The organism is Streptomyces sp. NBC_00328 (genome assembly GCF_036139655.1).
In the GTDB taxonomy this organism is placed as follows: domain Bacteria; phylum Actinomycetota; class Actinomycetes; order Streptomycetales; family Streptomycetaceae; genus Streptomyces.
On sequence record NZ_CP108013.1, the window covers coordinates 3,804,028 to 3,829,823 of the forward strand.

The following is a 25,796-nucleotide window of genomic DNA, read 5'->3' on the forward strand; positions in this document are numbered from 1 at the left end:
AATCCCGGCACTTCGGCCACTCTCGTTGACACCTTCACCACCCGAATGGTGGGCTCGACCGCACACCTAAGCCGCAGCCGAGATGGCGGGCCACGAGGGGGAACCGTGCGACTCGGGCGTGGAAAAGGAGTGACCGCACTCGCGTTCGCCGTGGTCGCGAGCACGTTCGGTGCGACCCCCGCGGCCGTCGCGGCGGCACACGGTCCGGCCGCCTCCGCGGACGACCGCGAGACCACCGGGAGCGGAGTGCCCGCCGTCTGGCCCCGCCCGCAGTCGCTGCGCGCGAACGGCACGGCGGTCACGGTCACGGACGAGGTCGTCCTGGTCACCCCGGCGCCGGGCACCTCCGGCGGCTCGGGCCCGGCGGGTTCGTACGCCCCGGGCGTCACCCTGACCCCGCACGCCCCCGGCGTGAGCATCACCACGTACGCCCCGGACAGCGACCTCGACCTCGACCCGTACGCCCTCGAAGCGTTGCGCGCACTGCTGCGGCGGGCCGGCGCCCGCACGATCACGACGGCGCGTGACGGTGACGCGCTCCCGGCGCACGCGCTGGTGCTGCGCCTGGGCACGGAACCGGCGGACACCGGCCGGGCGGGCGCGGGTTCCCTCACCGGCGCGCGCGCCGCGTCGGGCTCCCTGGAGCGGGCGCTCACGGCACTCGGCGCCGCGCCCCGCGCCGATCTCCCCTCCGGCGGCTACCGGCTGGCCGTCGGCCGCACCGACGGCCGGGACACCGTCGCCCTGGCGGGAGTCGGCGAGGACGGCCTGTTCCACGCGGTGCAGACGCTGGGCCGGCTTCTCGGCGCCGACCGCCGGATCGCCGGTGCCGTCGTCCGCGACTGGCCCGGCACCGCCGTGCGGGGCGTCACCGAGGGGTTCTACGGCAGCCCGTGGACCCCGGAACAGCGTCTCGCGCAGCTCGACTTCATGGGCAGGACCAAGCAGAACCGCTATGTGTACGCGCCCGGCGACGACCTCTTCCGGCAGGCGCGCTGGCGTGAGCCGTACCCGGCCGGGGAGCGCGCCCGCTTCCGGGACCTGGCGGAGCGGGCGCGCCGCAATCACGTCACGCTGGCCTGGGCGGTGACCCCCGGGCAGGCGATGTGCTTCTCCTCGGACGCCGACGTGAAGGCCCTGACGCGCAAGCTCGACGCCATGTGGGAGCTCGGGTTCCGGGCCTTCCAGCTCCAGTTCCAGGACGTCAGTTACACCGAGTGGCACTGCGGGGCGGACGCGGACGCGTTCGGCTCCGGCTCCGAGGCGGCGGCGAAGGCGCAGGCACGGGTGGCGAACGCCGTGGCCCGGCATCTCGCCGCCCGCCACCCGGACGTGGCCGCGCTGTCCTTGATGCCGACGGAGTACTACGAGGACGGCTCGACCGACTACCGCCGGAAGCTGGCGGGCGCCCTGGACCGGAACGTCGAGGTCGCGTGGACGGGCATCGGTGTCGTGCCGAAGACCATCACCGGCGGCGAACTGGCGCGCACCCGCTCGGTGTTCGGCAGCCACCCGCTCGTCACCATGGACAACTACCCCGTCAACGACTACGCGCAGGACCGGGTGTTCCTCGGCCCCTACCAGGGGCGCGACCCGGCGGTGGCCACGGGTTCGGCGGCTCTGCTCGCGAACGCGATGCCCCAGGCGGAGGCCTCCCGCATCCCGCTGTTCACAGCGGCCGACTACGCGTGGAACCCGCGGGACTACCGGCCCCAGGAGTCCTGGGAGGCCGCGATCGAGGATCTCGCGGGCGGGAACGCCCGGAGCGCGGACGCGCTGCGCGCGCTGGCCGGGAACGAGGCGTCCTCCGTCCTCGGCGGCCAGGAGTCGGCCTATCTGCGCCCGCTCATGGAGGCGTTCTGGCAGGCGCGGACGGGCACGGACCGGGCCGCGGGCGAGCGCGCGGCCGAGCGGCTGAGCGCGGCGTTCGCGGTGATGCGCGAGACCCCCGAGCGGCTGGCGGGCCGCCCGGTCGCCACCGAGGTGAAGCCCTGGACCGAGCAGTTGGCGCGCTACGGCGAGGCCGGTGAGACGGCCGTCGCGCTGCTGGAAGCCCAGTCGGACGGTGACGCGACGGCGGCGTGGACGGCGTACCGCGCGCTGAACGGGCTGCGCGCGAAGCTCGCGGCGAGCGAGGTGACGGTCGGCACGGGCGTGCTCGACCCGTTCCTGACGCGGGCCCGCACGGCGTACGTGAAGTGGGCGGGCATCGACGACGGGTCCTCCGCCGGCCACGACGCCCCGAAGGGCCACGGAGCCGCGGGGGACGGCGGCGCGAAAACCGGTGCCCCGGGCACGGCGGAGACCGGCGGAGGCGACGGCGGCGCCGCGGACGACGACGGGACCGCGCCGGGCGACGGCGCGACGGAGGACGGCGGGCAGGACGGCAGCGTCGTCCAGCTCCCGCGCACCCGCACCCTCACCGACGTGAGCGTGCTCACCGACCCCGGCGTGACGGGCTTCATCGAGGCGCACGTACCGGGCGAGGGCTGGCGGTACCTCGGCGCCCTCGCCTCCGGCGGCGCGACGGAGCTCGGAGCGGCGGAGATCGGTACGGCAGGCGTGCTCGTGGACGCGCTGCGGGTGGTCGGCCCCGCGCGTTCGCAGGTCCGCCATCTCGTGCCGTGGTTCGCCGACACGCCCGCCGCGGCACTGGACCTGGCCCGCCCCACGGCGGACGTGGAGATCGGCGGCACGGAGCGGATCACGGCCCGGCTGACGTCACTTCGTCCCACCGGCGTCAGCGGTGAGCTGACCGCGCGGGCCCCCGAGGGCATCAAGGTCAAGGTCTCACGGCCCTCGCCGACCCTGGCGCGCGGCGCCGTCGTCGACAGCGTCGTCGAGGTCACGGTCCCGCCGGGAACGCCGTCGGGCACGTACGAGGTGACGGTCGCCTTCGGCTCGCAGACCCGCACACTGACCGTCCGTGCCTTCCCGCGCACGGCGGGCCCCGACCTCGCCCGCACCGCGGCGGCCTCCTCGTCCGCCGACGAGACCCCCGACTTCCCGGCCTCGGCGGCCAACGACGGCGACCCGGCGACCCGTTGGTCCTCCCCCGTGGACGACGGCGCCTGGTGGCAGGTGCGGTTCGCCGGGCCGGCGCGCCTCGGCCGGCTCGTGCTGACCTGGCAGGACGCCCACCCGTCCGCGTACCGCGTCCAGGTCTCCGCCGACGGCCGCGTGTGGCGCACCGCGACGACCGTGAACGACAGCCGCGGCGGCCGGGAGTCCCTCCGCTTCGACGAGAGCGACGTCCGCTACCTGCGCGTCCAGGGGATGCGGCGGGCCACGGCGTACGGGTACTCGCTGTGGTCGGCGGAGGCGTACGCGGTCGCGGTCACGGACTGACGCCCCTCGGCGGTTCTCGGCGCTCCCCGGCGGTCCTTCGCCCTCCCCGGCGTTCCCCAGCACCCCTCGGCAACTCGCGTCCGGCTTTTCGCGCTCCAGCTTTTCGGCTCCAGCTATTCACTCAGTACATATCTTGAGTGCATACTGATCTCCATGAGCACCCGTCACATCCTGTTGGGGCTGCTCGCCGGAGGGCCCAGCCATGGGTACGACCTCAAGCGACGGCACGACGAACGCTTCCCGCAGGCCCGCCCGCTGGCCTACGGGCAGGTGTACACGACCTTGCAGCGGCTGGTCCGCGACGGCCTCGCCGCGGTCGACGGCACCGACTCGGACGGAGGTCCCGAGCGGACCCTGTACCGCTCGACCGGGGACGGAACGCGTGAACTGACCCGCTGGGCGGGCGAGATCGCACCGCCCGCGCCCTTCGTGACGAACGAGATCTTCGCCAAGGTCGTCGTCTCGATCCTCGCCTCGGCCGACCCGGCCGGCTATCTGCTGGCGCAGCGCGCCGCGCACATGGCGCGGATGCGCGAGCTCACGGCGGTGAAGACGGCACCCGGCGCCGGCCTCGCGACCGTCCTGTCGGCCGACTACGCCCTCAACCACCTCGACGCCGACCTCCGTTGGATGACGACCACGGCGGCCCGGCTCACCACCCTGACCGCGGAGGTCGACACAGCATGAGCACCCCCCTTCTGACCGCCAGGGACCTGGTCAAGGCGCACGGTCCGACCCCGGCGCTGCGCGGTGCCTCGCTGGACCTGGCCGCGGGCGAGGTCCTCGCCGTCACCGGGGCCAGCGGCAGCGGTAAATCCACGCTGCTGCACTGCCTGGCGGGCATCGTGAAGCCCGACAGCGGCACCGTGGAGTACGGGGGCGAGCGTCTCGACCTGCTTCCCGAGAAACGGCTCGGCGAGCTGCGCCGCACGGACTTCGGGGTGGTGTTCCAGTTCGGCCAGTTGATTCCCGAGCTGACCGCCGCCGACAACGTGGCGCTGCCCCTGCTGCTCGCCGGCACCTCCCGCGCGGCAGCGCGGGAGCGGGCGGGCGAGTGGCTGGAGCGGTTCGGCGTACGAGGGCAGGAGGCGCTGCGGCCCGGCGAGATGAGCGGCGGGCAGGCGCAGCGGGTGGCGCTGGCGCGGGCCCTGGTGACGGCCCCGAAGGCCGTCTTCGCGGACGAGCCGACCGGCGCGCTCGACTCCCTCGCCGGGGAGCAGGTGATGACCGCCCTGATCCATACCGTCCGGGAAACCGGCACAGCGGTCCTGCTGATCACGCACGACGCCCAGGTGGCGGCGTACGCGGACCGGGAGATCGCGCTCCGCGACGGGGTCGTGACCGGCTCCGGCACCCTGCAGGCGGCCCCGGCTGCCGCGGCCGCGGGGGAGGTGTCCCGGTGAGGACCGACTTCCGGATCGCCCTGCTCCTCACCCGCGGCTCGGACCGACGCGAGGGGTGGCGGATCGCGCTGACGGCCGTCGGGGCGGCCATGGCCACCGGGCTCTGCCTGGCGGCCGTCGCCATCTCCTCGCTCCAGGGGCGGTACGCCATGCCCCCCGCCCACGCCCTGCTGCGACAGCCCGGCGAGCGGGCGGGCGTGGTCCTCACCCTGCTGCTCCTGCTGGTGCCGGTGCTCGGCTTCCTCGGCCAGTGCGCCCGCGTCGGGGCCGTGCACCGCGACCGGCGGCTGGCCGCGCTGCGCCTGGCGGGGGCCGGCCCGGCACAGGTGCGGCGGATCGCCGCCCTGGAGGCGGGTCTCGCGTGCCTGACCGGCTCGGCCGTCGCCACCGCCGTCTCCGCCGGGGTCCTGCTGCGCCAGTGGCAGAACCCGCCGGCCGTCGTCTGGGCCGGCTTCGCGGGAATCGCGCTCGCCGTGCCCGTGCTGGGTGCGCTGGTGAGCGCCCTCGCCCTGCGCCGGGTGGTGGCCTCGCCGCTCGGCTGGGTGCGCCGGGTACGCCCGAGCGCCGGACGGCGTCCGGGCCTGGCCGTCCTCGCGACCGCTGTCGTGATGCTTCTCACCGGGACCGCCCTCGCTCCGCGCACTTTCGGCGGGTTCGAGACGACCCCGCTGTTCGTGTTCGGCGTGGTGATGGTCACGGGCGCCGGGGCCATCTGGGCGGCCGGGGCGAGCGCCCGGTTCACGGGCCGCGTGCTCGCGGAGCGGACCGGGAACCCGGCGGTCCTGATCGCGGCCGAACGGCTGCGGGACGACCCCTGGGCGGGTGCCCGTACCCATGCGGCGGTGCTGCTGGTGACCGTCGTGGGGACGGGTTTCGTCGGCGTGCGGCAGGTGCTGCTCGACGCCCTCACCGGGCGTGACCGCAACTCGCTCCCCGTGGACGTGTCGTTCTACACCACCGGTCTCGACCTCACCGGCGCCGCGATCCTGGTCGCCCTCGCCATCACGCTGTCCGCTCTGGCCGTGGGGACCGCGGAATCGCTGGCCACCCGCCGCCGAGGCCTCGCCGCGCAGACCGCCGCCGGGGTGCCGCGGGCCGTGCTCGGCAGGGCCCTGCTCCTGGAGACGGCCCTGCCGCTCGCCCCGGCGATCGCGCTGGCCGGTGCCGGGGGCCTGGCGATCGGTGTCTGGTACGGGCAGCTCGCGGGCGCCGGATTCGTGCCGGTGCTGCCCCTGGCCGTGCCCGTGCTGGTCTACGCGGCCTGTCTGCTGGCCGCGGCCACGTCGCTGCCCCTGCTGCGCCGCTCGGTGCGCCCGGCGGAGCTGCGTCACGCGTGACCGCGCGCGCCCTGCCGCGGGCATCCCGGAGTTCCCGTGAAGCCCGCGGCCAGGGCGTCGCCCGGCAGGCGGGCGACGCCCTGGCACGCGCGAACGCCCGTGCGGCACGGGTGCCGGCGGTCGGGAGGCACGGGGGTCCTCCCGACACCGGAAGCGGTGGCGGCCGGAGCTGGCGCCGCCAACACAAAAGCCCGGATCGTCAGGCTGAGATGCCGTCGATCCGGGCCATGGCGTCGTCCGCGCCGTACGGTTGCAGGTAGGGCATCCAGCGCGGGTCCCTGTGCCCGGTTCCGATGATGCGCCAGGCGAGCCCCGTCGGCGGGGCGGGTTTGTGGCGCAGGCGCCATCCGATCTCGACCAGATGGCGGTCGGCCTTGGTGTGGTTGCAGCGGCGGCAGGACGCCACCACGTTGTCCCAGGCGTGCTGACCCCCGCGTGAGCGCGGGATGACGTGGTCGACGCTGGTTGCGACGCCACCGCAGTACATGCACCGGCCGCCGTCGCGGGCGAACAGAGCTCGCCTGGTCAGCGGGACGGGCCCGCGGTAAGGGACCCGAACGAACCTCTTCAGCCGGACCACGCTGGGTGCGGGGACAGTAACGGTCGCGCTGTGCATGAAGGCGCCGGATTCCTCGAGAGAGACGGCTTTGTTCTCAAGGACGAGGACGAGCGCGCGGTGGAGCGGTACGACGCCGAGCGGCTCGTACGACGCGTTGAGGACCAGGACGTGCGGCACGGATGCCTCCTTGTACGCCGGCGGCGCGTGGCTCGCGCCGGGACGATCTGCAGTCAGTCTCCCCTCATGCCTGGTGATGGCGCCACCATGTCCCGGTAACGGGCTGGGAGTGTTTTCGACCACACCCCCTACATCCCCAGGTGAGTACGGTCTCTCCCCTGAACATGGCAACGATCCACACACGATGCCCCGTTAGTGTGGTGGTTCTGCCCGGACGGCACCCCTTCTGTCCCCGCCGCGGGCAGACCGCTACGCCTGGAGGTACCTGCTGTGTCCCTGCCCGTCCTATCGGCCCTGGCCGCCGATCCGGCCCCGTCGCCGTCCCCCTCGACGTCGACCGGTTCGGTGACCCCCACGCTTCAGGACGCCCAGGAGAGTGCGACCCACGCGGCGAGCTGGGTCGAGGAGAACTGGTCGACCTGGCTGGCCATAGGCCTGCGTGTCCTGCTGGTGCTGGTGATCGCGGCCGTACTGAGAGTGTTCGTGCGCCGGGCGATCACCAAGCTCATCGACCGGATGAGCCGCACCGCCCAGGCCGTCGACGGCACGGCGCTCGGCGGTCTGCTGGTGAACGTGGAACGCCGCCGTCAGCGCTCCCAGGCCATCGGCTCGGTCCTGCGCTCGGTCGCGTCCTTCCTGATCATGGGCACGGCCGCGCTGATGATCCTCGGCACGTTCGAGATCAATCTGGCCCCGCTGCTCGCGTCGGCGGGTGTGGCCGGTGTCGCGATCGGTTTCGGCGCCCGCAACCTGGTCACCGACTTCCTCTCCGGCGTCTTCATGATCCTTGAGGACCAGTACGGCGTCGGCGACGTGATCGACGCGGGCGTGGCCTCCGGCGAGGTCATCGAGGTGGGTCTGCGGGTGACCAAGCTGCGCGGTGACAACGGCGAGATCTGGTACATCCGCAACGGCGAGGTCAAGCGCATCGGGAACCTCTCCCAGGGCTGGGCGACGGCGGGTGTGGACGTCACGGTCCGTGCCTCGGAGGACCTGGACCACGTCCGGGCCGTCATCGGCGAGGTCGCCGAGACCATCAGCAAGGAAGAGCCCTGGAACGAGCGGCTGTGGGGCCCGATCGAGATCCTGGGCCTGGACAGCGTCCTCCTCGACTCCATGGTGGTCCGGGTCTCGGCCAAGACCATGCCCGGCAAGGCCCTCTCCGTGGAACGCGAACTCCGCTGGCGCATCAAGCGCGCCTTCGACGCCGCGCAGATCCGCATCGTGGGCGGCCCCACCGCGCCCGCGGAGGAGGATCCCCTCGACCCGGCGGCCGCGGTGGCGGCCCCGTCTGTCTTCGCCAACACGGAGTCCGCCCAGTCGGTGGCGACCGCGCCCATCCCGGCCCCCGGCTCGGCCCCGGCCCCGTCGGGCGCACCGAAGTAGGGCCGGCTGCAGTCAAAAGGCCGGGACAGCTCCGGCTGTACGTGAGAGGGGCGGCACCCGGGTGATCCGGGTGCCGCCCCTTCGTCCATGCGAGCGGACCCGCAAACCCGACCCTCGACACGGCCCCGTTCCTCACCGACTGAGCGGACCGCAGGTCAGTTGGTACGCCTCCCGGAACCAGGGCTCCTCGCTGGGGTCCACTCCGCAGGCCAAGAAGTCGCCGGACAGCCCACGCCCGTTCATCAAATTCATGAGTGACCCCCCGGGCACACCATGTCGTACGCCTCACGGAACCACTTGGTCCCGTCCGGCACGATCCCGCACTCCATCGAGGCCCCGCTGTTCCCGTACCACGAGGTGAGGGTGCCGTAGACCGGTGTGCCGGTGACGCCGTGGGTGCCCGAGCAGTCGAGGGCGAAGCTCGCGTCGACGACCCTGACTCCCGCGGCTTCGACATATCGCCCGGGATGCCCGAGGTAGTCGACACGGCCGAGCTCATCCTTCTCCGGCCGGGCGGACGTCGATGCCCCCGGCCTCTTGAAGGTCGGCGAGTCGTACCCGAGCCGCTTCTCCAGCGAGGCGAAGATGCGCCGCGTCGGCACATCTGTACTGCCCGCCTCGATACGGGACGTCACTGTCCGCACGTGATGGGGCGCGATCTCGGACCACCCGCGCTTCTGGCCCTCCCTCACCGTCACCAACTGCGACACGGCGATCAGCTTCTCGCCCACCGTCACCTTGCCCCACCGTATGGAGGCCTTGGAGCAGTCCGGTGAGGCGCTGGACGTCGAGGGTGCCACCCGGGAACGTCCCCCTGGAGCCGAACGATTCACGCCATCGCCGCCCCCGCACGACACGACGAAAGCCGCGACCAGACAGGTCGCCACAGCCCACGCCGAACGGTTCGCTTTCATGCGGCGGATCATAAGAAGGAGATCCTGTGATGGTGGCTCCGGAGCGCCTGAGCCACCGTCACGCGAGCGGCCGGGCGCCCGTTCTCAAGAAGTCGTATCGCCGCAAAGCCCCGCACATCGTCCCACCACACACCGGCCGATCGTGACGAAGCCGTGATGGCCCCGGAGCGCCCCGCCACTGACGCGCCGGCAGCACCACCGCACCCACCCCACGCGCGCCCGCGGGCGCGGTCTCCTTCACACGGCCCCCGTATTCCGGCCACATCGTTCAACCGTCTACTGTCGCCCCAACAGCGGGCCCTTGTTCTGGAGCTCAACGCCCAGGGCCCCGCCTCGAATGTGGGGAATCCATGCGCAAGTACGCCATAGGCGCCGCCGTTTCCGGCGCCCTGGCCGTGTCCGCCCTGGCCGTGCCGACCGCGTCGGCCGCCACGCCGGACCTGACCTTCTCCAACGTGGTGGTCAACAACGGCAAGGCGATCGTCGTCGGCACCACCAATACGGTGAAGGTCCCGGTCACGTACACCTTCGTCCGCCCGGCCGACCTCGTCATCGACGACATGAAGAGCGTCGCGGGCATCCTCCTGTACCGCGGGGCGTCGCTCGCGCGGCAGGAGAACGAGCTGGGGCCGGACAACGCCCCGATCTGCACCACGACGGCCACAACGGCCACGACCGTCACGCAGTCCTGCACCGAGGCCATCTACGTCGAACCCGACGAGTACCTCTACGAGGCGGCGGACGCCGGAACCTGGAAGGTGGCCGGCTTCTACAGCAACAGCACCTCGGACAACGACGACTCCGACAACCACGTCGGCATCCAGTTCGGCTACGACATGTGGGGGGTTCCCGGCTCCACGCAGGTCAAGCGCGCCGCCAAGCTCACCGCCAACGCCACTCCCGAGCCGGTCAAAAAGGGCGCCACCCTCACCGTCAAGGGCGCGCTGACCCGCGCCGACTGGGCGACCGGCAAGTACACCGGCTACAAGGGGCAGCCGGCCGCCCTCCAGTTCAAGGCCAAGGGCGCCACCGCCTACAAGACCGTCAAGACGGTGACCTCCGGCACCGCGGGCGCCCTGAGCACCACGGTCAAGGCCTCGGCCGACGGCACGTACCGCTACCTGTTCGCGGGCACGGCCACCACGGGCACCGCCACGGCCACGGGCGACTACGTCGACGTGAAGTAACCGAGGCCGGGGCCGCCTCCCGCCCGCCCGAGCCGCCCTCGCAGCAGACGAACCCGTCCGCCGCGAGGGCGGCTCCGTGCGTTTCGGCGACGACTGCGCCGCCGGGGCGGCGGTTGCTCTTGACGCCCGCGCCTCCTCCGGCCTACTTTCCTCGCATCAGCAATAGGAAACTTTCCTAACAATGATCTTACGGTGGACTTCCCGACGGCACCCCTGGGAAGCTGGTCGGTCAAGAAGGGCAGGTGGCGACAGACATGGCAGGATCCGCCGGTACGCCGGGCACCCCGCGCGTCCTGCGCGCGATGAACGACCGCGCCGCCCTCGATCTGCTGCTCGCGCACGGACCGCTCTCGCGGACCCGGATCGGGAAGCTCACCGGGCTGTCCAAGCCCACCGCCTCACAGCTCCTCGCCCGTCTGGAAGCCGCCGGACTCGTCCTGGCCACCGGCACCAGCGAGGGCCGGCCGGGCCCCAGCGCCCAGCTGTACGAGGTCAACCCGGGCGCCGCCCACGCGGCGGGTCTTGACGTCACCCCCGAGCGCGTCCTCGCCGCCGTCGCCGACATCACCGGCCGCACGGTCGGCGCGTACGAACTGCCCACCCCCGGCCGCCGCCCCTCCCAGCCCGTCGTACGCCAGGTCACCGACGCCCTCGACGGCGCGGTGAAGGCCGCCGGGCTCGCCCGGGACGACGTCCGCCGCCTGGTCATCGGAACCCCCGGCGCCTTCGACCCCAACACCGGCCGGCTGCGCTACGCCTCCCACCTGCCCGGCTGGCACTCCCCCGCCCTTCTCGACGAGCTGGCCGCGGCACTGCCGATGCCCGTCGAGTACGAGAACGACGTCAACCTCGTCGCCATCGCCGAGCAGCGGCTCGGCGCCGCCCGGGGCCACGAGGACTTCGTCCTGCTGTGGAACGAGGGCGGTCTCGGCGCCGCCCTCGTCCTCGGCGGCCGGCTGCACCGCGGCTGGACCGGCGGCGCGGGCGAGGTCGGCTTCCTGCCGGTGCCCGGCGCGCCCCTGGTGCGCCAGGTGACCCGGGCCAACAGCGGTGGCTACCAGGAGCTGGCCGGCTCCCAGGCCATCCCCAAGCTGGCCCGCGAACTCGGCATCCAGGACCTGCCCACGGGCCCGTACACGGAGGTCGCGGCCACCGTCGTCGAACGGGCCGCCGCCGTCGACGCGGGCCCCTACCGGCGGCTCCTGGAGATGTACGCGACCGGACTCGCCACCGGTCTGGCCTCCCTCGTCTCCGTGCTCGACCCCGAACTCGTCGTCCTCAGCGGCGCCTCGCTCACCGCGGGCGGCGAACCGCTGCGCGCCCTGGTCCAGGCCGAACTGGAGGAGCTGGCCGCGTCCCGGCCGCGCCTCGTCGTCGGCGACGTACACGAACACCCCGTGCTGCGCGGCGCGTTGGAGAGCGCCCTGGCAGCCACCCGCGACGAGGTCTTCGACACCTCCCGCTGAGTCCGCTCCACCCCGCAACGCCCACCGCCCCAAACCCACACCCCCTCCTGTCCCGCCCCGTCCTTCGCAGGGAGATCTCGCCATGCCCGGAATATCCCGAAAGGCGGCTGTCGCGCTCGCCGCCTCCGCCTCGATAGCCCTCCTCGCCACCGCCTGTACCGGCCAGTCCGACGACGAGGGCTTCGGCGATGACGCCTCCAAGGAACAGACGATCAACTTCTGGCACGGCTGGAGCGCGCCGAACGAGGTCGAGGCCGTGAAGTCGCTGGTCGCGGGCTTCGAGAAGGCGCACCCCAACATCCACGTCAACGTCGTCGGCAACATGACCGACGACAAGATCAACCAGGCGCTGCGCGCGGGCGGCGACAAGGCCCCCGACGTGGTCTCCTCCTTCACCACCAACAACGTGGGCAAGTTCTGCTCGTCGGGCGCCTTCGTCGACCTGAACCCCCTCTTCAAGCAGGCGGGCATCGACCCCGAGGCGACCTTCCCGAAGGCGATGAACGAGTACACCCAGTTCGACGGCAACCGCTGCACGGTGCCGCTCCTCGGTGACGCGTACGGGCTCTACTACAACAAGACCGCCTTCGAGAAGGCCGGGATCACGTCTCCGCCGAAGACCTGGTCGGAGTTCGAGAAGGACGCCGAGAAGCTCACGATCACCAAGGGCGACTCCTACTCCCAGCTCGGCTTCATGCCGAACTACCACGGCTGGGAGTCCACCACCGAGCACTACTTCGGGCAGTTCTCGCCGACGTACTTCGACAGCAGCGGCAAGTCGAACATCGCCAAGGACCCCGCTTTCACCGCCGGGTTCACCCTCCAGAAGAAGCTGGTCGACGCGCTCGGCGGCTTCAGGAAACTGGAGACCTACCGTTCCAAGCTCGGTGACGAGTGGGGCCCCAAGCACCCGTTCCACACCGGTCAGGTGGCCATGCAGCTCGACGGCGAGTGGCGGCTCGGCATGACCGAGGAGGCCAAGCCCGGCTTCGAGATCGGCGTCGCCCCGCTGCCCGTCCCGGACGACCGGGCGGACCAGTACGGCAAGGGCTACATCACCGGCACCATCGCGGGCGTCGCGTCCACCAGCAAGAAGCAGGGCGCGGCCTGGGAGCTCATCAAGTACATGGCCACGGACACGGACGCGGTGGTCGGCTTCGCCAACGACATCCACAACGTGCCCTCCACGCTCGCGGCCCTGAAGTCGCCGAAGCTGAAGTACGACCCACGGTTCAAGACGTTCCTGGACATCGCCTCGAACCCGGACTCGACGACGACCCCTGCGTCCGTCAACGGCGGCACCTACCTCGTGACGCTCCAGCAGTTCGGATACGACTACGAGAGCGGCAGGGCCAAGGATCTGAAGGCGGGCCTGGAATCCACCGCCAAGCAGATCGACACGGACATCGCGCAGGCGAAGTAGCCGCACGGACATGAGTACTGTCACGCTCGCCTCCAAGCGCCGCAGGTCGGCGCTTCGGACCCTCGCCTTCATGTCGCCCTGGCTGATCGGTTTCGCGGTCTTCTTCGCCTACCCGCTGATCTCGACCGTCTACTTCTCCTTCATGCACTACGACGGCTTCAGGCCGCCGACGTGGAGCGGGACGAAGAACTGGCGTTACGTCTTCGAGAACTACCCGCTGTTCTGGCCCGCGTTGCGCAACACCCTGTGGCTGGTCCTCGTCATGGTGACCCTGCGGGTGGCGTTCGGGCTCGGCGTCGGACTGCTGATCACGAAGATCAGGACGGGCACGGGTGTCTTCCGCACCCTGTTCTACCTGCCCTACCTCGCCCCGCCGGTGGCCGCCACCATGGCCTTCGCCTTCCTGCTCAACCCCGGTACGGGGCCGGTCAACTCGATCCTGGAGAAGGCCGGCGTCACCGCCCCCGGCTGGTTCAACGACCCCGCCTGGTCCAAGCCCGCCCTGACCCTGCTGGCCCTGTGGGGCATCGGCGACCTGATGGTCATCTTCATGGCCGCCCTGCTGGACGTACCGACGGAGCAGTACGAGGCCGCCGAACTGGACGGCGCCTCGGCCTGGCAGCGCTTCCGGTACGTCACCCTGCCGAACATCTCGCCCATCGTGATGTTCGCCGTGGTCACCGGGGTCATCCAGACCATGCAGTACTACACGCAGCCGCTGATCGCGGGGAAGGTCGCCTCGGGCGTCATCCAGGGCGCCGGCACGCAGTTCGAGCCCGGCTACCCCGACAAGTCGACGCTCACCCTGCCCCAGCTCGTCTACAACCTCGGCTTCCAGCGCTTCGACTACGGCTCCGCCTGTGTGGTCGCGCTCGTGCTGTTCGCCCTGTCCATGGTGTTCACCGCGTTCCTGATGCGGCGCCGGGGCGGTCTCATCCAGGCAGGTGACTGACCGATGACCCAAGTACTCGACACACCGGTGGAGTTGACTACCGCCGTCTCCCCCGCCGAGCGGACCGCTCGCCGCAGGGCCCTCCTGGAGTGGATCGCGGTCCACTCCCTCGGCGTCGCGGCCGCCCTCTTCTTCGTCCTGCCCTTCGTGTTCGTGTTCCTGACCTCGCTCATGAGCGACACCCAGGCGCTCAGCCGCGACCTGATCCCGCACACCTGGGAGTGGGGCAACTACAAGAAGGTCTTCGACACCCCGGGCTTCCTCACCTGGTGGAAGAACACGCTGCTCTACGCCGGCTTCGGCACGGTGCTCACCGTCGTCTCGTCGATCCCGGTCGCCTACGCCCTCGCCAAGTTCCGCTTCCGCGGCCGGAATCTGTCGCTGATGCTGGTCATCTCGATGATGATGCTGCCGCCGCAGGTCGTGATCATCCCGATGTACCTGTTCTGGGCGAAGCAGCTCGACCTGTCCGGCACCCTGTGGCCGCTGATCATCCCGATGGCGTTCGGGGACGCGTTCTCCATCTTCCTGCTGCGCCAGTTCCTGATGACCATCCCCAACGAGTACCTGGACGCCGCCAAGGTCGACGGCTGCGGGGATCTGCGGACCCTGCTGAAGGTCGTCCTGCCGATGGCGAAGCCCGGCATCGCGGCCGTCGCGCTCTTCCAGTTCTTCTACGCCTGGAACGACTACTTCGGCCCCCAGATCTACGCGTCCGAGAACCCGGGCGCCTGGACGCTGAGCTACGGCCTGGAGTCGTTCAAGGGCGCGCACCACACCGACTGGAATCTCACCATGGCCGCGACCGTCCTGGTCATGGCCCCCGTGATCCTCGTGTTCTTCTTCGCGCAGAAGGCGTTCGTCGAAGGCGTCACGCTCACCGGAGTGAAGGGTTAACCATGAAACTCACCGTGGTCGGCGGAGGGTCGACCTACACCCCCGAACTCATCGACGGCTTCGCCCGGCTCAGGGACACCCTGCCCGTCGAGGAACTGGTCCTCGTCGACCCGGCCGCCGAGCGCCTGGAACTGGTGGGCGGCCTGGCCCGCCGGATCTTCGCCAAGCAGGGCCACCCGGGCCGGATCGTCACCACCGCCGACCTGGACGCGGGGGTCGAGGGCGCCGACGCCGTACTCCTCCAGCTGCGCGTCGGCGGCCAGGCGGCCCGCGAACAGGACGAGACCTGGCCGCTGGAGTGCGGCTGCGTCGGGCAGGAGACGACCGGCGCGGGCGGCCTGGCCAAGGCGCTGCGCACGGTTCCGGTGGTGCTGGACATCGCCGAGCGGGTCCGCCGCACCAACCCCGACGCGTGGATCATCGACTTCACCAACCCGGTGGGCATCGTGACGCGCGCCCTGCTCCAGGCGGGCCACAAGGCGGTCGGCCTGTGCAACGTGGCGATCGGCTTCCAGCGGAAGTTCGCCGGACTGCTGGGGGTCTCCCCCACCGATGTGCATCTCGACCATGTGGGCCTCAACCACCTCACCTGGGAGACCGGTGTGCGCCTGGGCGGCCCCGCGGGCGAGAACGTCCTGCCCCGGCTGCTCGCCGAGCACGGCGACACCGTCGCCGCGGACCTGCGCCTGCCCCTCTCCCTGGTCGAGCGCCTCGGCGTGGTCCCCTCGTACTACCTGCGCTACTTCTACGCGCACGACGAGGTCGTCCGGGAACTGCGCACCAAGCCCTCCCGCGCCGCCGAAGTGGCGGAGATGGAGCGGCAGCTGCTCACCATGTACGGCGATCCGGCGCTCGACGAGAAGCCGGAACTGCTGGCGAAGCGGGGCGGCGCGTACTACTCCGAGGCGGCCGTCGACCTCGCCGCCGCGCTGCTCGGCGGGGGCGGCAGCCCCTACCAGGTGGTGAACACGTACAACCGGGGAACCCTGCCGTTCCTGCCGGACGACGCGGTGATCGAGGTGCAGGCCGCGGTCGGCGCCAAGGGGCCCGCCCCGCTGCCGGTGCCGGCCGTGGACCCGCTCTACGCCGGTCTCATGGCGAACGTGACCGCGTACGAGGATCTCGCCCTGGACGCCGCCCTGCGCGGCGGACACGACCGGGTCTTCCGGGCGCTGCTCGCCCACCCCCTGGTCGGCCAGTACGCCCTGGCCGACACCCTGACCGACCAGCTGATCGCGCACAACCGGGAGCACCTCGCGTGGGCATGACGTCGACGGAAACCGGTGCCGGGACGGCCGCCGGGTCCGGACCCGCGGGCCTCGTGCTGGCCATCGACGCGGGGAACAGCAAGACCGACGTCGCCGTGGTGGCATCGGACGGCACGGTGACAGGCACGGCACGCGGGGGCGGGTTCCGGCCCCCGGCGGTCGGCGTCGAGACGGCGGTGGACGCGGTCGCCGACGCCGTACGGCGGGCGTTCGCCGAGGCGGGCGTCACCTCCGTCCGCCATGTCTCCGCCTGCCTCGCCAACGCCGATCTGCCGGTGGAGGAGGAGCAGCTGGCGGCCGCGCTGCACGCACGCGCGTGGGGCGCCGGGGTGGAGGTGCGCAACGACACCTTCGCGGTCCTGCGGGCCGGGATCGCCGAACCGCGCGGTGTGGCCGTGGTCTGCGGGGCCGGCATCAACTGTGTCGGCATGCGGCCGGACGGCCGCACCGCCCGCTTCCCCGCCATCGGCCGCATCTCCGGTGACTGGGGCGGCGGCTGGGGCCTGGCGGAGGAGGCCCTGTGGCACGCGGCGCGGGCCGAGGACGGCCGCGGCGGGGACACCGCCCTGGCCCGCACCCTGCCCGCGCACTTCGGCCTGGACTCCATGTACGCGCTCATCGAGGCGCTGCACCTGGAGCACATCCCGAACGCGCGGCGCCACGAGCTGACCCCGGTCCTGTTCGCCACGGCGGCGGACGGCGACCCGGTGGCCCGCGGACTCGTCGACCGGCTCGCGGACGAGGTGGCCGCGATGGCGACGGTGGCCCTGACACGCCTCGGACTGCTCGCCGAGGAGACCCCGGTCCTCCTCGGCGGCAGCATCCTCGCCGCCCGCCATCCCCTCCTCGACGACCGCGTCCACGAGGTCCTGGCCGTCCGCGCGCCCAAGGCGGTCCCCCGGGTGGTCACCGCCCCGCCGGTCCTGGGCGCGGCACTCCTGGGCCTGGACCACGTACGGGCCGCGGGCGGGATCCACGCGCGCGTACGGGCGTTCTACGAACGGGGGTGAGGAGGTCAGCGGGGCAGCCGGCGTCCAGGGCCCCGGGACCGTCCATGACCTGGTGCGAAGGGGCGGGAACCAAACGGATCCGGAACACGTGTTCATGAGAAGGGGGGTGGCACGGGGGAATCGTGCTGCGCCGTGATCCGAACAAGATCCAGGCAAGGCCTGTGCGGATGCCGGTACGGGCGGCGATACTTGCCGCCGTGCACGTACACCGGCCGGCCGCGCCCACCGTGTTCCGCGGTGAGCGCGACCGAGCGGATGACCATGGGGGAGGTCGACAGTGACACACCCGCCGAAGGGCAGCGCGACGCCACCGGGGCAGGGCACGCCCACGATGCCGGCCGTGCCGGCACAGTCCGGATCTCCCCGGCCGCCGGGCGGATCCCCCGTTCCCCAGGGCGGGTTCGGGGCCCCGCGGAACGCTCCCCCGGCTCCCGGCGCGGCACCTCGGCGCACGGCGTGGGCCGAGGGTGTGGACCGGCTGCGCGCCGCGGCGACGACGGAGCCGGGGCGGCTGAGAATCATCGGCGCCCTCCTCGCCCTGCTGGTCGTCGCGTTCGGTGCGGTCACCGCCTGGCAGATGACGGAGCGTTCGGCCGCCGCGGACAACGTGCTGCACAGCAGCCAGCCGCTGAGCGCGAGCGCCGCCGACATCTACCGCTCGCTCGCCGACGCCAACACCGCCGCCTCCAGCGGCTTCCTGGCGGGAGGTCAGGAGTCTCAGGAGACCCGCAAACGCTACGAGGACGACATCAGGACAGCGGCCGCGAAGCTGATCACCGCGGCCAACAGCTCCGAGCCGGGCTCCTCCGCGGCCAAGACGATCTCCCAGCTCAACGAGCTGCTGCCCCAGTACAAGGGCCTGATCGAGCGGGCCCGCGCCAACAACCGGCAGGGCTACCCGCTGGGCGGCGCGTATCTGCGGTACGCGAACGAGAAGATGCAGCACGAGATGCTCCCGAAGGCCCAGCAGCTCTACAACCGGGAGAACCAGCGGCTGAGCGCCGACTACGCCGACGCCAAGCCCTACCCGTGGGCGGCGATCGCCCTCGGACTCCTCGCGCTCGGCGCCCTCGCCTGGGCCCAGCGGCGCAACTACCGCCGTACGAACCGGGTGCTGAACCAGGGCATGGCCGCCGCCACCGGGGCGTCCCTGGTCGTGCTGCTGTGGCTCACCGTCGGGCACACGGTCGCCCGGTCCGGGCTGAACGAGTCCTACGACCACGGGGTCCGTTCCCTGAACGTGCTGCACAGCGCCCAGATCGCGTCCCTGAAGGCCCGCGGCAACGAGAACCTCACCCTGGTCAGCCGGGGCGCCGAGACCAAGCTCCTGCCCGACAAGACAAGTGTCGACCTGTACGACTACGACTTCGGCCGGGACATGAAGGCGCTCACGCAGGGCCTCGCCGAGGCGGCGACCCTCGCGGACGACCGGTCGGGCGAGCAACCTGTACAGACCGCGACAGCCAGCATGAAGGTCTGGAAGCAGCGTCACGCGCAAGCCCGTGAGGCCGACAACAACGGCGAGTACCAGCTCGCGCTGGACCGGGTCATCGGTTCCGCCGACAAGAAGCCCACGGGTGAGTGCTTCGACGCCGTCGACACGAACCTGAGGGACGCGCTGACGCACGAGGAGAGCGAGTTCCAGCGGGCGGCGAACGACGGCCTCGGCGCCATGACCGGCCTCCCGGTCGGCGCCGCCGTCCTCGCCGTGCTGGCCGGCGCGGGCGCCGTGCTCGGCATCGGCCGCAGGCTTTCGGAGTACCGGTGAGAGGGGGAGCGGCGATGATCGCACGACGTCTGAGGGCGAGCCTGAAGGGCTGGGGCGGCGTGGGCGCGATGGCGCTCGCCTGTGCGACGGCCCTGGTCCTCGCGCTGCTGCTGCCCGACTCCACGCTCGGGGACGGCGGCACGGGTGTCGGCGGACAGGGCGTGGCCCGGGGCACGCAGGCCAAGGCCCCCGAATGCATCGACTCGCAGAACCCGCAGAACCTGAGCCCGGCCCCGTCGGGCGCGGACGGGCCGACGATCGACGCCATCAAGAACCGCAAGGACCGGCGGCTGATCGTCGGCGTCGACCAGAACAGCTACCACTGGGGCTACCGCGACCCGAACAACCCGAAGTCCGGCAGTGACCTGGAGGGCTTCGACATCGACCTGGTCCACGCGATCGCCAAGAACATCCTGGGTGACGAGAACGCCGTCCAGTTCCGGGCGATTCCGACCAGCCAGCGCATCCCCGCGATCCAGCACGGCAAGGTCGACATGGTCGTGCGCACCATGACGATCAACTGCGACCGCCTCAAGCAGGTCGCGTTCTCCGCGCCCTACTTCAAGACCGGCCAGCAGGTGCTCGCCCCGGTGACCTCCGATGTCACCGGGTACGACAAGAGCCTCGCCGGCAAGAGGATCTGCTCGGCGTCGAAGTCCACCGCGAACGAGCGCCTGACGGCGGACCAGGGCCACGGCGGGCTCGTCTCCTCCGCCGTCGTCAGCCCTCCCGTGCCCAACCAGCTCGACTGTCTGGTGCGTCTCCAGCTCGGCGAGGCCGACGTGGTGGTGACGGACGGCGCGCTCGCGGCGAGCCAGGCCGCCCAGGACCCCTCGGTCGAGCTCAAGGGCGGCATCTTCACCACCGAGTTCTACGGCGTGGCGATGAAGAAGAGTTCGGACGACGACCTGGTACGCCGGGTCAACCAGGTCCTCGCCGACTACCGCAAGGACGGCTGGCGGCAGTCGTACGACAAATGGCTCGCCCCGACCCTCGGGCCCAACTCCCCCTCGAAGATCCCGCCCGATGCCCAGTACAGGCAACCGACCTGATACGACTGGAGAGTTACCCGGCCGCACCTACCGAGCCGCCGGGAACCGCACGAGAACGAGAGGTGATCGATGGGCGTCACGGGACCCCCCGGGCCGGTGATGGACCGGGACGAGGCGGACCGTGCGCTGGCGCGCCTCGGCGCGGAGCACGAGGCCATCGAGACCTCGCTCCTCGCCCTTCAGGACCACGCGGGCCGCAGACTCCTGGAAGGCGCCGAACTCACCGGCTCGACCAAGGAGCGCTGGGCGGTCGCGGAGGCGTCGATCACCTTGCTGTGGGCGTACTTCGACGCCTACACGGACGCGCTGCGTTCCGCGCGCGAGATCCGCTCCCGCAGACGCTGGTCCAGCCGTGAGGATCTGGTCGAACTGACCGAGCTGCTGCGCGGTTCGGGCATCACGGTCGCCGGTTCGGCCACGGCCACCGCGAACGCGCCGACCCTGGCCGGCACGGGCAAGCTCAGCGAGCGGTTCTCGCTGGCCGCCCTGGTGGACCGGATGAACGAGCTGTACGCGGCCTCGCTCGACATGGTCGTGACCGCGGACGCCGTGTGGTCCGCGCTGCCCGCCCGGATAGATTTACTGGCCGCGGAGCTCCAGCGCACCCGCGCGCTCGCGCACTCCGTGGGCGTGCGTCCCGGCGAGCACCCCTCGGGCGACGACCTGGAGCGGATCACCCGGACCCTGACCGCCCTGCGCGAGCGGGTGGTCTCCGACCCGCTCGGCTTCTGGGTTCCCGCGCAGGGGAGTTCGGCCCCGGGCGGCGGCCGCCCGGACACCACGGTGTACGACCGGGAGGCGCGCGCCCTGGAGGAGGTGCGCCGGGAGATCGACGCGGTGCTCACCGTGCGGCAGGACGCGGAGGCGCGGCTGGTGAAGCTGCGGGACGTGCTCAGCCGCGCGGACCGGACGCTCGCCGAGGCGCGCAGTGCCCGCGGCGAGGTCCTCGCGAAGATCGCCGCTTCCGAGGTGCCGGCCGTCAGCGGTCCGCCGACGGCGTTGCAGGAGCAGCTGGCGACGGCCGCGGAGTACCGCAGGCACGCGCAGTGGCACCGCCTCTCGCCGCTCCTGGAGGCGCTGGAGGAGAAGGCGGAGGACGAACTCCTGCGCGCCCGCGAGTCGTTGACGGCGGTCACCCAGCCGCTGGCGGTCCGTGCGGAGCTGCGCGGCCGCCTCGACGCGTACAAGGCGAAGGTCGCCCGGCACGGCTTCGCCGAGGACCCGTTCCTGGTGGAGCGCTACGACGCGGCCCGGCGCATGCTGTGGAGCGCCCCCTGTGATCTGCGGGTGGCGGAGGAGGCGGTGCTGCGCTATCAGCGGGCGGCGGCCGAGCTGCTGAGCCCGCAGGTGCCCGAGCGGAGCGGGCCCGAGGACCGTGCGGACCGGAGGGGGCCCGACGCGTGAGCGCTGAAGGGGATGCGGTGTGAGCGAGCAGCCGGTGAGTGAGCGGAACAAGTGCGGTCGGCCCGGTTGCGAGGGGTCGTACGAGGACATGGGAGGCGGCGAGCTGTACTGCGACACGTGCGGCCTCGCCCCGGCCGTACCGGCGCCGGGACCGGGTGCGGGTGCGGGCGGACAGCCGGCGGGTGAGCCGCTCACGTGCGGTCGGCCCGGTTGCGAAGGGTCGTACGAGGACATGGGAGGCGGCGAGCTGTACTGCGACACGTGCGGCCTCGCCCCGGCCGTACCGGCGCCGGGGTCCTCCCGGTCCGGGAGCGGCCCGGGAGCCGGTGCGACGGGTCCGGCGTCGTCCGGCGCCCTCGGGGGCGGCCGTGGTTCGCGTGGCTCCGACAGCATCGGCGTGCGCGGCGGCTCACCCTCCAGCTCGCGTACGTCGTCACGTACGTCGTCGCGCTCCTCGCAGTCGCGGCGCTCGGTCTCCGGCCGCCTGTCGCGGTCGCTGTCGGGCCGGTCGACGGGCCGTTCGGTGTCGGTGCGCAGCTCCGGCTCGGCGGCGTCCTCCTCCGGGCGGGGCCGCCTCGGCGCCGGGCTCGTCGAGGTCCCCGGGGTGCCGCGGCCCGACCCGCGCGGGATGGTCCTGGAGAACCCGGAGGTGCCCGAGCGCAAACGGTTCTGTTCGCGCTCCGACTGCGGTGCGCCGGTGGGGCGTTCACGCGGCGAGGTGCCCGGCCGCACCGAGGGGTTCTGCACGAAGTGCGGCCACCCGTACTCGTTCGTGCCGAAGCTGCGCACCGGTGACATCGTGCACGGCCAGTACGAGGTGATGGGCTGTCTGGCACACGGCGGGCTCGGCTGGGTGTACCTCGCCGTCGACCGCGCGGTGTCCGACCGGTGGGTGGTCCTGAAGGGTCTGCTCGACACGGGCGACCAGGACGCGATGGCGGCCGCGATCTCCGAGCGGCGCTTCCTGGCGGAGATCGAGCACGCCAACATCGTGCGGATCTACAACTTCGTCGAGCACCTCGACCAGCGGACGGGTTCGCTGGACGGGTACATCGTCATGGAGTACGTGGGCGGCAAGTCGCTCAAGGAGCTGGCCAACGGGCGCCGCACGGCGGACGGCAAGCGCGATCCGCTCCCGGTGGAGCAGGCCTGCGCGTACGGCATCGAGGCCCTGGAGGCCCTCGGCCATCTGCACAGCCGCAACCTGCTGTACTGCGACTTCAAGGTCGACAACGCGATCCAGACCGAGGACCAGCTCAAGCTGATCGACATGGGCGCGGTGCGCAGGATGGACGACGACGAGTCGGCCATCTACGGCACCGTGGGCTACCAGGCCCCCGAGGTGGCCGAGGTGGGCCCCTCGGTCGCCTCCGACCTCTACACGGTCGCCCGGACGCTCGCCGTCCTCGCCTTCGACTTCCAGGGCTACACGAACGTCTTCGTGGACTCCCTGCCCGACCCGGACAACATCGAGGTCTTCCGTCAGTACGAGTCGTTCTACCGGCTTCTCGTCCGGGCCACCGACCCCGACCCGGCCCGCCGTTTCGCCTCGGCGCAGGAGATGTCCGAGCAGCTGACGGGCGTGCTGCGCGAGGTGGTCTCGCTCCAGACGGGGCGGGCGCGGCCGGCGCTGTCGACCCTGTTCGGGCCGGAGACCAGGGTCACCGACACCGAGCTGTTCGGGAAGGCCGCCGAGGACGTGTCGCGGCTGGGGGCCCGCGTGGTCCCCGTACGGGCGAGGAAGGGCGCGGCCGCGCTGCCCGCGGGGACGAACGGGACCGGGCCGCTGCCGCCCGGTCCGCCCGCCTCCGCCACCCTGGTCAGGCCCGTCGCGGCGGCGGCCACCGCGCTCGCCCTGCCCGTGCCGCGGGTGGACCCGGGCGACCCGAACGCCGGTTTCCTCGCGGGGCTCATCGCGTCCGCGCCCGCGGAGCTGATCGCCGCGCTGCGGGCGGCGCCGGCCGCCTCCCCGGAGCTGCGGCTGCGGGAACTGCGGGCCCGCCTGGAGATGGGCGAACCGAGCGAGGCCGGCTCGGCCGTCGACGCGCTGGAGGCCGATCACCCGGACGACTGGCGGGTGGTCTGGTACCGCGGCGTCACGGCACTGGCGACCGGCGAGAACGAGATCGCGGCGCTGTCCTTCGACGCGGTCTACGACGCCTTCCCCGGCGAGCCCGCGCCCAAGCTGGCCCTCGGCGTGTGCGCGGAGGTGCTCGGCCAGCTCGACAACGCCGCCGAGTACTACCGGCTGGTGTGGACGACCGACCCCAGCTATGTGAGCGCGGCGTTCGGGCTGGCCAGGGTGCAGCTCGCGGCGGGGGACCGCCGTGGTGCCGTACGTACCCTGGAATCCGTGCCGGAGTCGTCAATCCACTACACGGCGGCCCGGGTCGCCGCCGTGCGGGCGCGGCTGCGGCAGCGGCCGGTCACGGAGACGGCGGCGCCGCTCCTGGACGATCTGACGGCGGCGGCCGGGCAGGTGGAGGCGCTCGACGGCTTCGGTCTGGACGCGGTGCGGCGCGAGCAGTTGTCGACGGAGGTCCTCGGCTGCGCGCTGGACTGGGTACTCTCCGGTAGCCAGGGTTCCGCTCCGGCTTCCGGACGCGGAACCGCGCTGCTCGGCAGCGAGTTGGACGAACGTGGCCTCCGTTTCGGCCTCGAACGTTCGTACCGGACGCTGGCCCGGCTCGCGCGGGGCGGCGAGGAAAGGATCGACCTGGTGGAACGCGCAAACCGTTACCGCCCCCGGACGTGGGTGTGATTGATGTCCCAGATGCCCCAGCCGACGGCCCTTTCGCGGTGCCCCAGTTGCGAGGAGCCGCTGGACGCGGCTGACCGTTTCTGCGGTGCCTGCGGCTACGACCTGTCGACGGTGTCCGCACCGCCGCGGGATCACCCCACGATCGCCATGAACGGCACATCGGCCGGCCCACCGCCGGCCGCCCCGTCCATGGACTGGCCCCTGGCACCCGAGGCCGGCGGCACGGACACGCCCGCGCCGGTCCACCGCGCCGCCGACATCCCGGGCACCGATTCGGGTGGTTCCGAACTGCCGCATCCGGAGCACCCCGAAAGCTCCGAGCACCCCGAGCACTCCGAGCACCCCGAGGGGGATCCGGCGGCCGTCCGGCCGGCCGGAGCCAAGCGGCCCGCCGGGCAGCCCTCGGGCGTACGGTTCGACCGGCCCTCGGAGCCCGACGAGTACCCGCTCGCCCCTCCGGCCGACGGCCCGGAACGCGAGGTGCCCGCCGATCCCCGGACCGGCGACCTCCCGGTTCCCCCCGCGGGCGCCAAGCTGTGTGTGGCCTGCCGTTCGGGCCAGGTGGACACCGACGGCTACTGCGAGCACTGCGGGCACGCGCAGCCACGGGAACGGGACCACATGGAACAGGAGTTGGGCGCGGTCGCCGCGGTCAGCGACCGTGGTCTGCGCCACCACCGCAACGAGGACGCGTTCGCGATCTCCTCGACCGCACTGCCCGACGGCTCCCCCGTGGTCGTCGCGATCGTCTGCGACGGGGTCTCCTCCGCGACCCGCCCCGACGAGGCCTCGCTCGCCGCCTCCCACGCGGCGAACGAGTCGATCCTCGCGGCCCTTCCGCTGGGCACGCACCCGCAGCAGGCCATGCACGAGGCGATCGTCGCGGCCTCGGAGGCCGTCAACGCGCTGGCGGATCCGTCCACCGCGCAGGGCGAGCACGCTCCGCACGTGAACGCGCCCGCCTGCACCATCGTCGGCGCCGTCGTCACGCCCACCCTGCTGATCGTCGGCTGGGTCGGCGACAGCCGGGTCTACTGGGTTCCCGTCGACCGCTCCTCAATGCCGGCCCGGCTCACCGAGGACGACTCGTGGGCCGCGCAGATGGTCGCCGCGGGCCTGATGAACGAGGCGGAGGCGTACGCCGACGAGCGCGCCCACGCGATCACCGGCTGGCTCGGCGCCGACGCCTACGAACTGGAGCCGCACACCGTCTCGTTCAAGCCGGACCGGCCGGGTGTGGTCGTGGTGTGCACCGACGGACTGTGGAACTACGCGGAGTCGGCGGAGGAGATGGCCGAGGCCGTTCCCCTCGACGCGGCCGAGAGGCCGCTGCAGAGCGCCCAGGTTCTGGTCGGCCACGCCCTGGACGGCGGGGGCCACGACAACGTAACAGTGGCCGTCCTGCCGTTCCCCGCCCCCTCCCAGGGGGCAGGATCGGCCTGAGGCCGCGAACGAACGGGGGCGGCCGCGGACCGGAGGGGACC

19 protein-coding genes are annotated in these 25,796 nt (G+C 72.2%); 17 read left to right on the plus strand and 2 right to left on the minus strand.

Annotation, left to right across the window (positions count from 1 at the left end):
• Positions 1-129: 129 nt before the first annotated feature.
• The 4 genes from OG485_RS16645 to OG485_RS16660 all read left to right on the plus strand — a co-directional run bounded on the left by OG485_RS16645 (position 130) and on the right by OG485_RS16660 (position 6,088).
• Positions 130-3,348, plus strand: a complete 3,219-nt coding sequence (locus tag OG485_RS16645; RefSeq protein WP_443048710.1) for a beta-N-acetylglucosaminidase domain-containing protein — start codon at positions 130-132, stop codon at positions 3,346-3,348.
• A 153-nt stretch (positions 3,349-3,501) separates the two neighbouring features.
• The gene (locus tag OG485_RS16650; protein ID WP_328669152.1) at positions 3,502-4,035 is read left to right on the plus strand and encodes a PadR family transcriptional regulator; all 534 of its coding nucleotides are present in this window, start codon (positions 3,502-3,504) and stop codon (positions 4,033-4,035) included.
• Positions 4,032-4,751: an ABC transporter ATP-binding protein gene (locus OG485_RS16655; RefSeq protein ID WP_328669153.1), complete on the plus strand. Its 720-nt coding sequence runs from the start codon at positions 4,032-4,034 to the stop codon at positions 4,749-4,751. The genes OG485_RS16650 and OG485_RS16655 overlap by 4 nt, the downstream gene beginning before the upstream one ends.
• On the plus strand, positions 4,748-6,088 hold the full coding sequence (locus OG485_RS16660) for an FtsX-like permease family protein (RefSeq protein WP_328669154.1): 1,341 nt from the start codon (positions 4,748-4,750) through the stop codon (positions 6,086-6,088). The genes OG485_RS16655 and OG485_RS16660 overlap by 4 nt, the downstream gene beginning before the upstream one ends.
• A gap of 199 nt (positions 6,089-6,287) precedes the next feature.
• Here OG485_RS16660 and OG485_RS16665 read toward each other — a convergent pair whose 3' ends face one another.
• Entirely contained in the window at positions 6,288-6,824 is a 537-nt protein-coding gene (locus OG485_RS16665) for an HNH endonuclease (protein ID WP_326787747.1), read from the minus strand.
• A 270-nt stretch (positions 6,825-7,094) separates the two neighbouring features.
• Here OG485_RS16665 and OG485_RS16670 point away from each other — a divergent pair, with 270 nt between their 5' ends.
• On the plus strand, positions 7,095-8,210 hold the full coding sequence (locus tag OG485_RS16670; RefSeq protein ID WP_328669155.1) for a mechanosensitive ion channel family protein: 1,116 nt from the start codon (positions 7,095-7,097) through the stop codon (positions 8,208-8,210).
• A 248-nt stretch (positions 8,211-8,458) separates the two neighbouring features.
• Here OG485_RS16670 and OG485_RS16675 read toward each other — a convergent pair whose 3' ends face one another.
• A complete protein-coding gene (locus tag OG485_RS16675) occupies positions 8,459-9,010 on the minus strand; it encodes a hypothetical protein (protein ID WP_328669156.1) in 552 nt (183 codons plus the stop codon).
• A gap of 464 nt (positions 9,011-9,474) precedes the next feature.
• Here OG485_RS16675 and OG485_RS16680 point away from each other — a divergent pair, with 464 nt between their 5' ends.
• From OG485_RS16680 to OG485_RS16735, 12 genes are all read left to right on the plus strand, one after another.
• Positions 9,475-10,311, plus strand: a complete 837-nt coding sequence (locus tag OG485_RS16680) for a hypothetical protein (protein ID WP_328669157.1) — start codon at positions 9,475-9,477, stop codon at positions 10,309-10,311.
• 254 nt (positions 10,312-10,565) lie between these two features.
• Positions 10,566-11,777, plus strand: coding sequence for an ROK family transcriptional regulator (locus OG485_RS16685; RefSeq protein ID WP_328452384.1), 1,212 nt, complete (start codon positions 10,566-10,568; stop codon positions 11,775-11,777).
• 82 nt (positions 11,778-11,859) lie between these two features.
• Positions 11,860-13,200, plus strand: a complete 1,341-nt coding sequence (locus OG485_RS16690; protein WP_328669158.1) for an ABC transporter substrate-binding protein — start codon at positions 11,860-11,862, stop codon at positions 13,198-13,200.
• Positions 13,201-13,210: 10 nt separating this feature from the next.
• Entirely contained in the window at positions 13,211-14,152 is a 942-nt protein-coding gene (locus OG485_RS16695; protein ID WP_328669159.1) for a carbohydrate ABC transporter permease, read from the plus strand.
• A gap of 3 nt (positions 14,153-14,155) precedes the next feature.
• Positions 14,156-15,049, plus strand: coding sequence for a carbohydrate ABC transporter permease (locus OG485_RS16700; RefSeq protein ID WP_328669160.1), 894 nt, complete (start codon positions 14,156-14,158; stop codon positions 15,047-15,049).
• Between the two features lie 2 nt (positions 15,050-15,051).
• Positions 15,052-16,317 carry a 6-phospho-beta-glucosidase gene (locus OG485_RS16705; protein ID WP_328669161.1) on the plus strand — a complete coding sequence of 422 codons (1,266 nt, stop codon included), beginning with the start codon at positions 15,052-15,054 and terminating at the stop codon, positions 16,315-16,317.
• Entirely contained in the window at positions 16,314-17,327 is a 1,014-nt protein-coding gene (locus OG485_RS16710) for an N-acetylglucosamine kinase (protein WP_328669162.1), read from the plus strand. Before OG485_RS16705 ends, OG485_RS16710 begins: the two co-directional genes overlap by 4 nt.
• Before the next feature lie 331 nt (positions 17,328-17,658).
• The gene (locus OG485_RS16715) at positions 17,659-19,095 is read left to right on the plus strand and encodes a hypothetical protein (protein ID WP_328674497.1); all 1,437 of its coding nucleotides are present in this window, start codon (positions 17,659-17,661) and stop codon (positions 19,093-19,095) included.
• A 14-nt stretch (positions 19,096-19,109) separates the two neighbouring features.
• Positions 19,110-20,147, plus strand: a complete 1,038-nt coding sequence (locus OG485_RS16720; RefSeq protein WP_328669163.1) for a glutamate ABC transporter substrate-binding protein — start codon at positions 19,110-19,112, stop codon at positions 20,145-20,147.
• A 69-nt stretch (positions 20,148-20,216) separates the two neighbouring features.
• A complete protein-coding gene (locus OG485_RS16725) occupies positions 20,217-21,551 on the plus strand; it encodes a hypothetical protein (protein WP_328669164.1) in 1,335 nt (444 codons plus the stop codon).
• Between the two features lie 232 nt (positions 21,552-21,783).
• Positions 21,784-24,312, plus strand: coding sequence for a serine/threonine-protein kinase (locus OG485_RS16730; RefSeq protein WP_328674499.1), 2,529 nt, complete (start codon positions 21,784-21,786; stop codon positions 24,310-24,312).
• On the plus strand, positions 24,313-25,755 hold the full coding sequence (locus tag OG485_RS16735; protein ID WP_328669165.1) for a protein phosphatase 2C domain-containing protein: 1,443 nt from the start codon (positions 24,313-24,315) through the stop codon (positions 25,753-25,755).
• Positions 25,756-25,796: the final 41 nt, after the last annotated feature.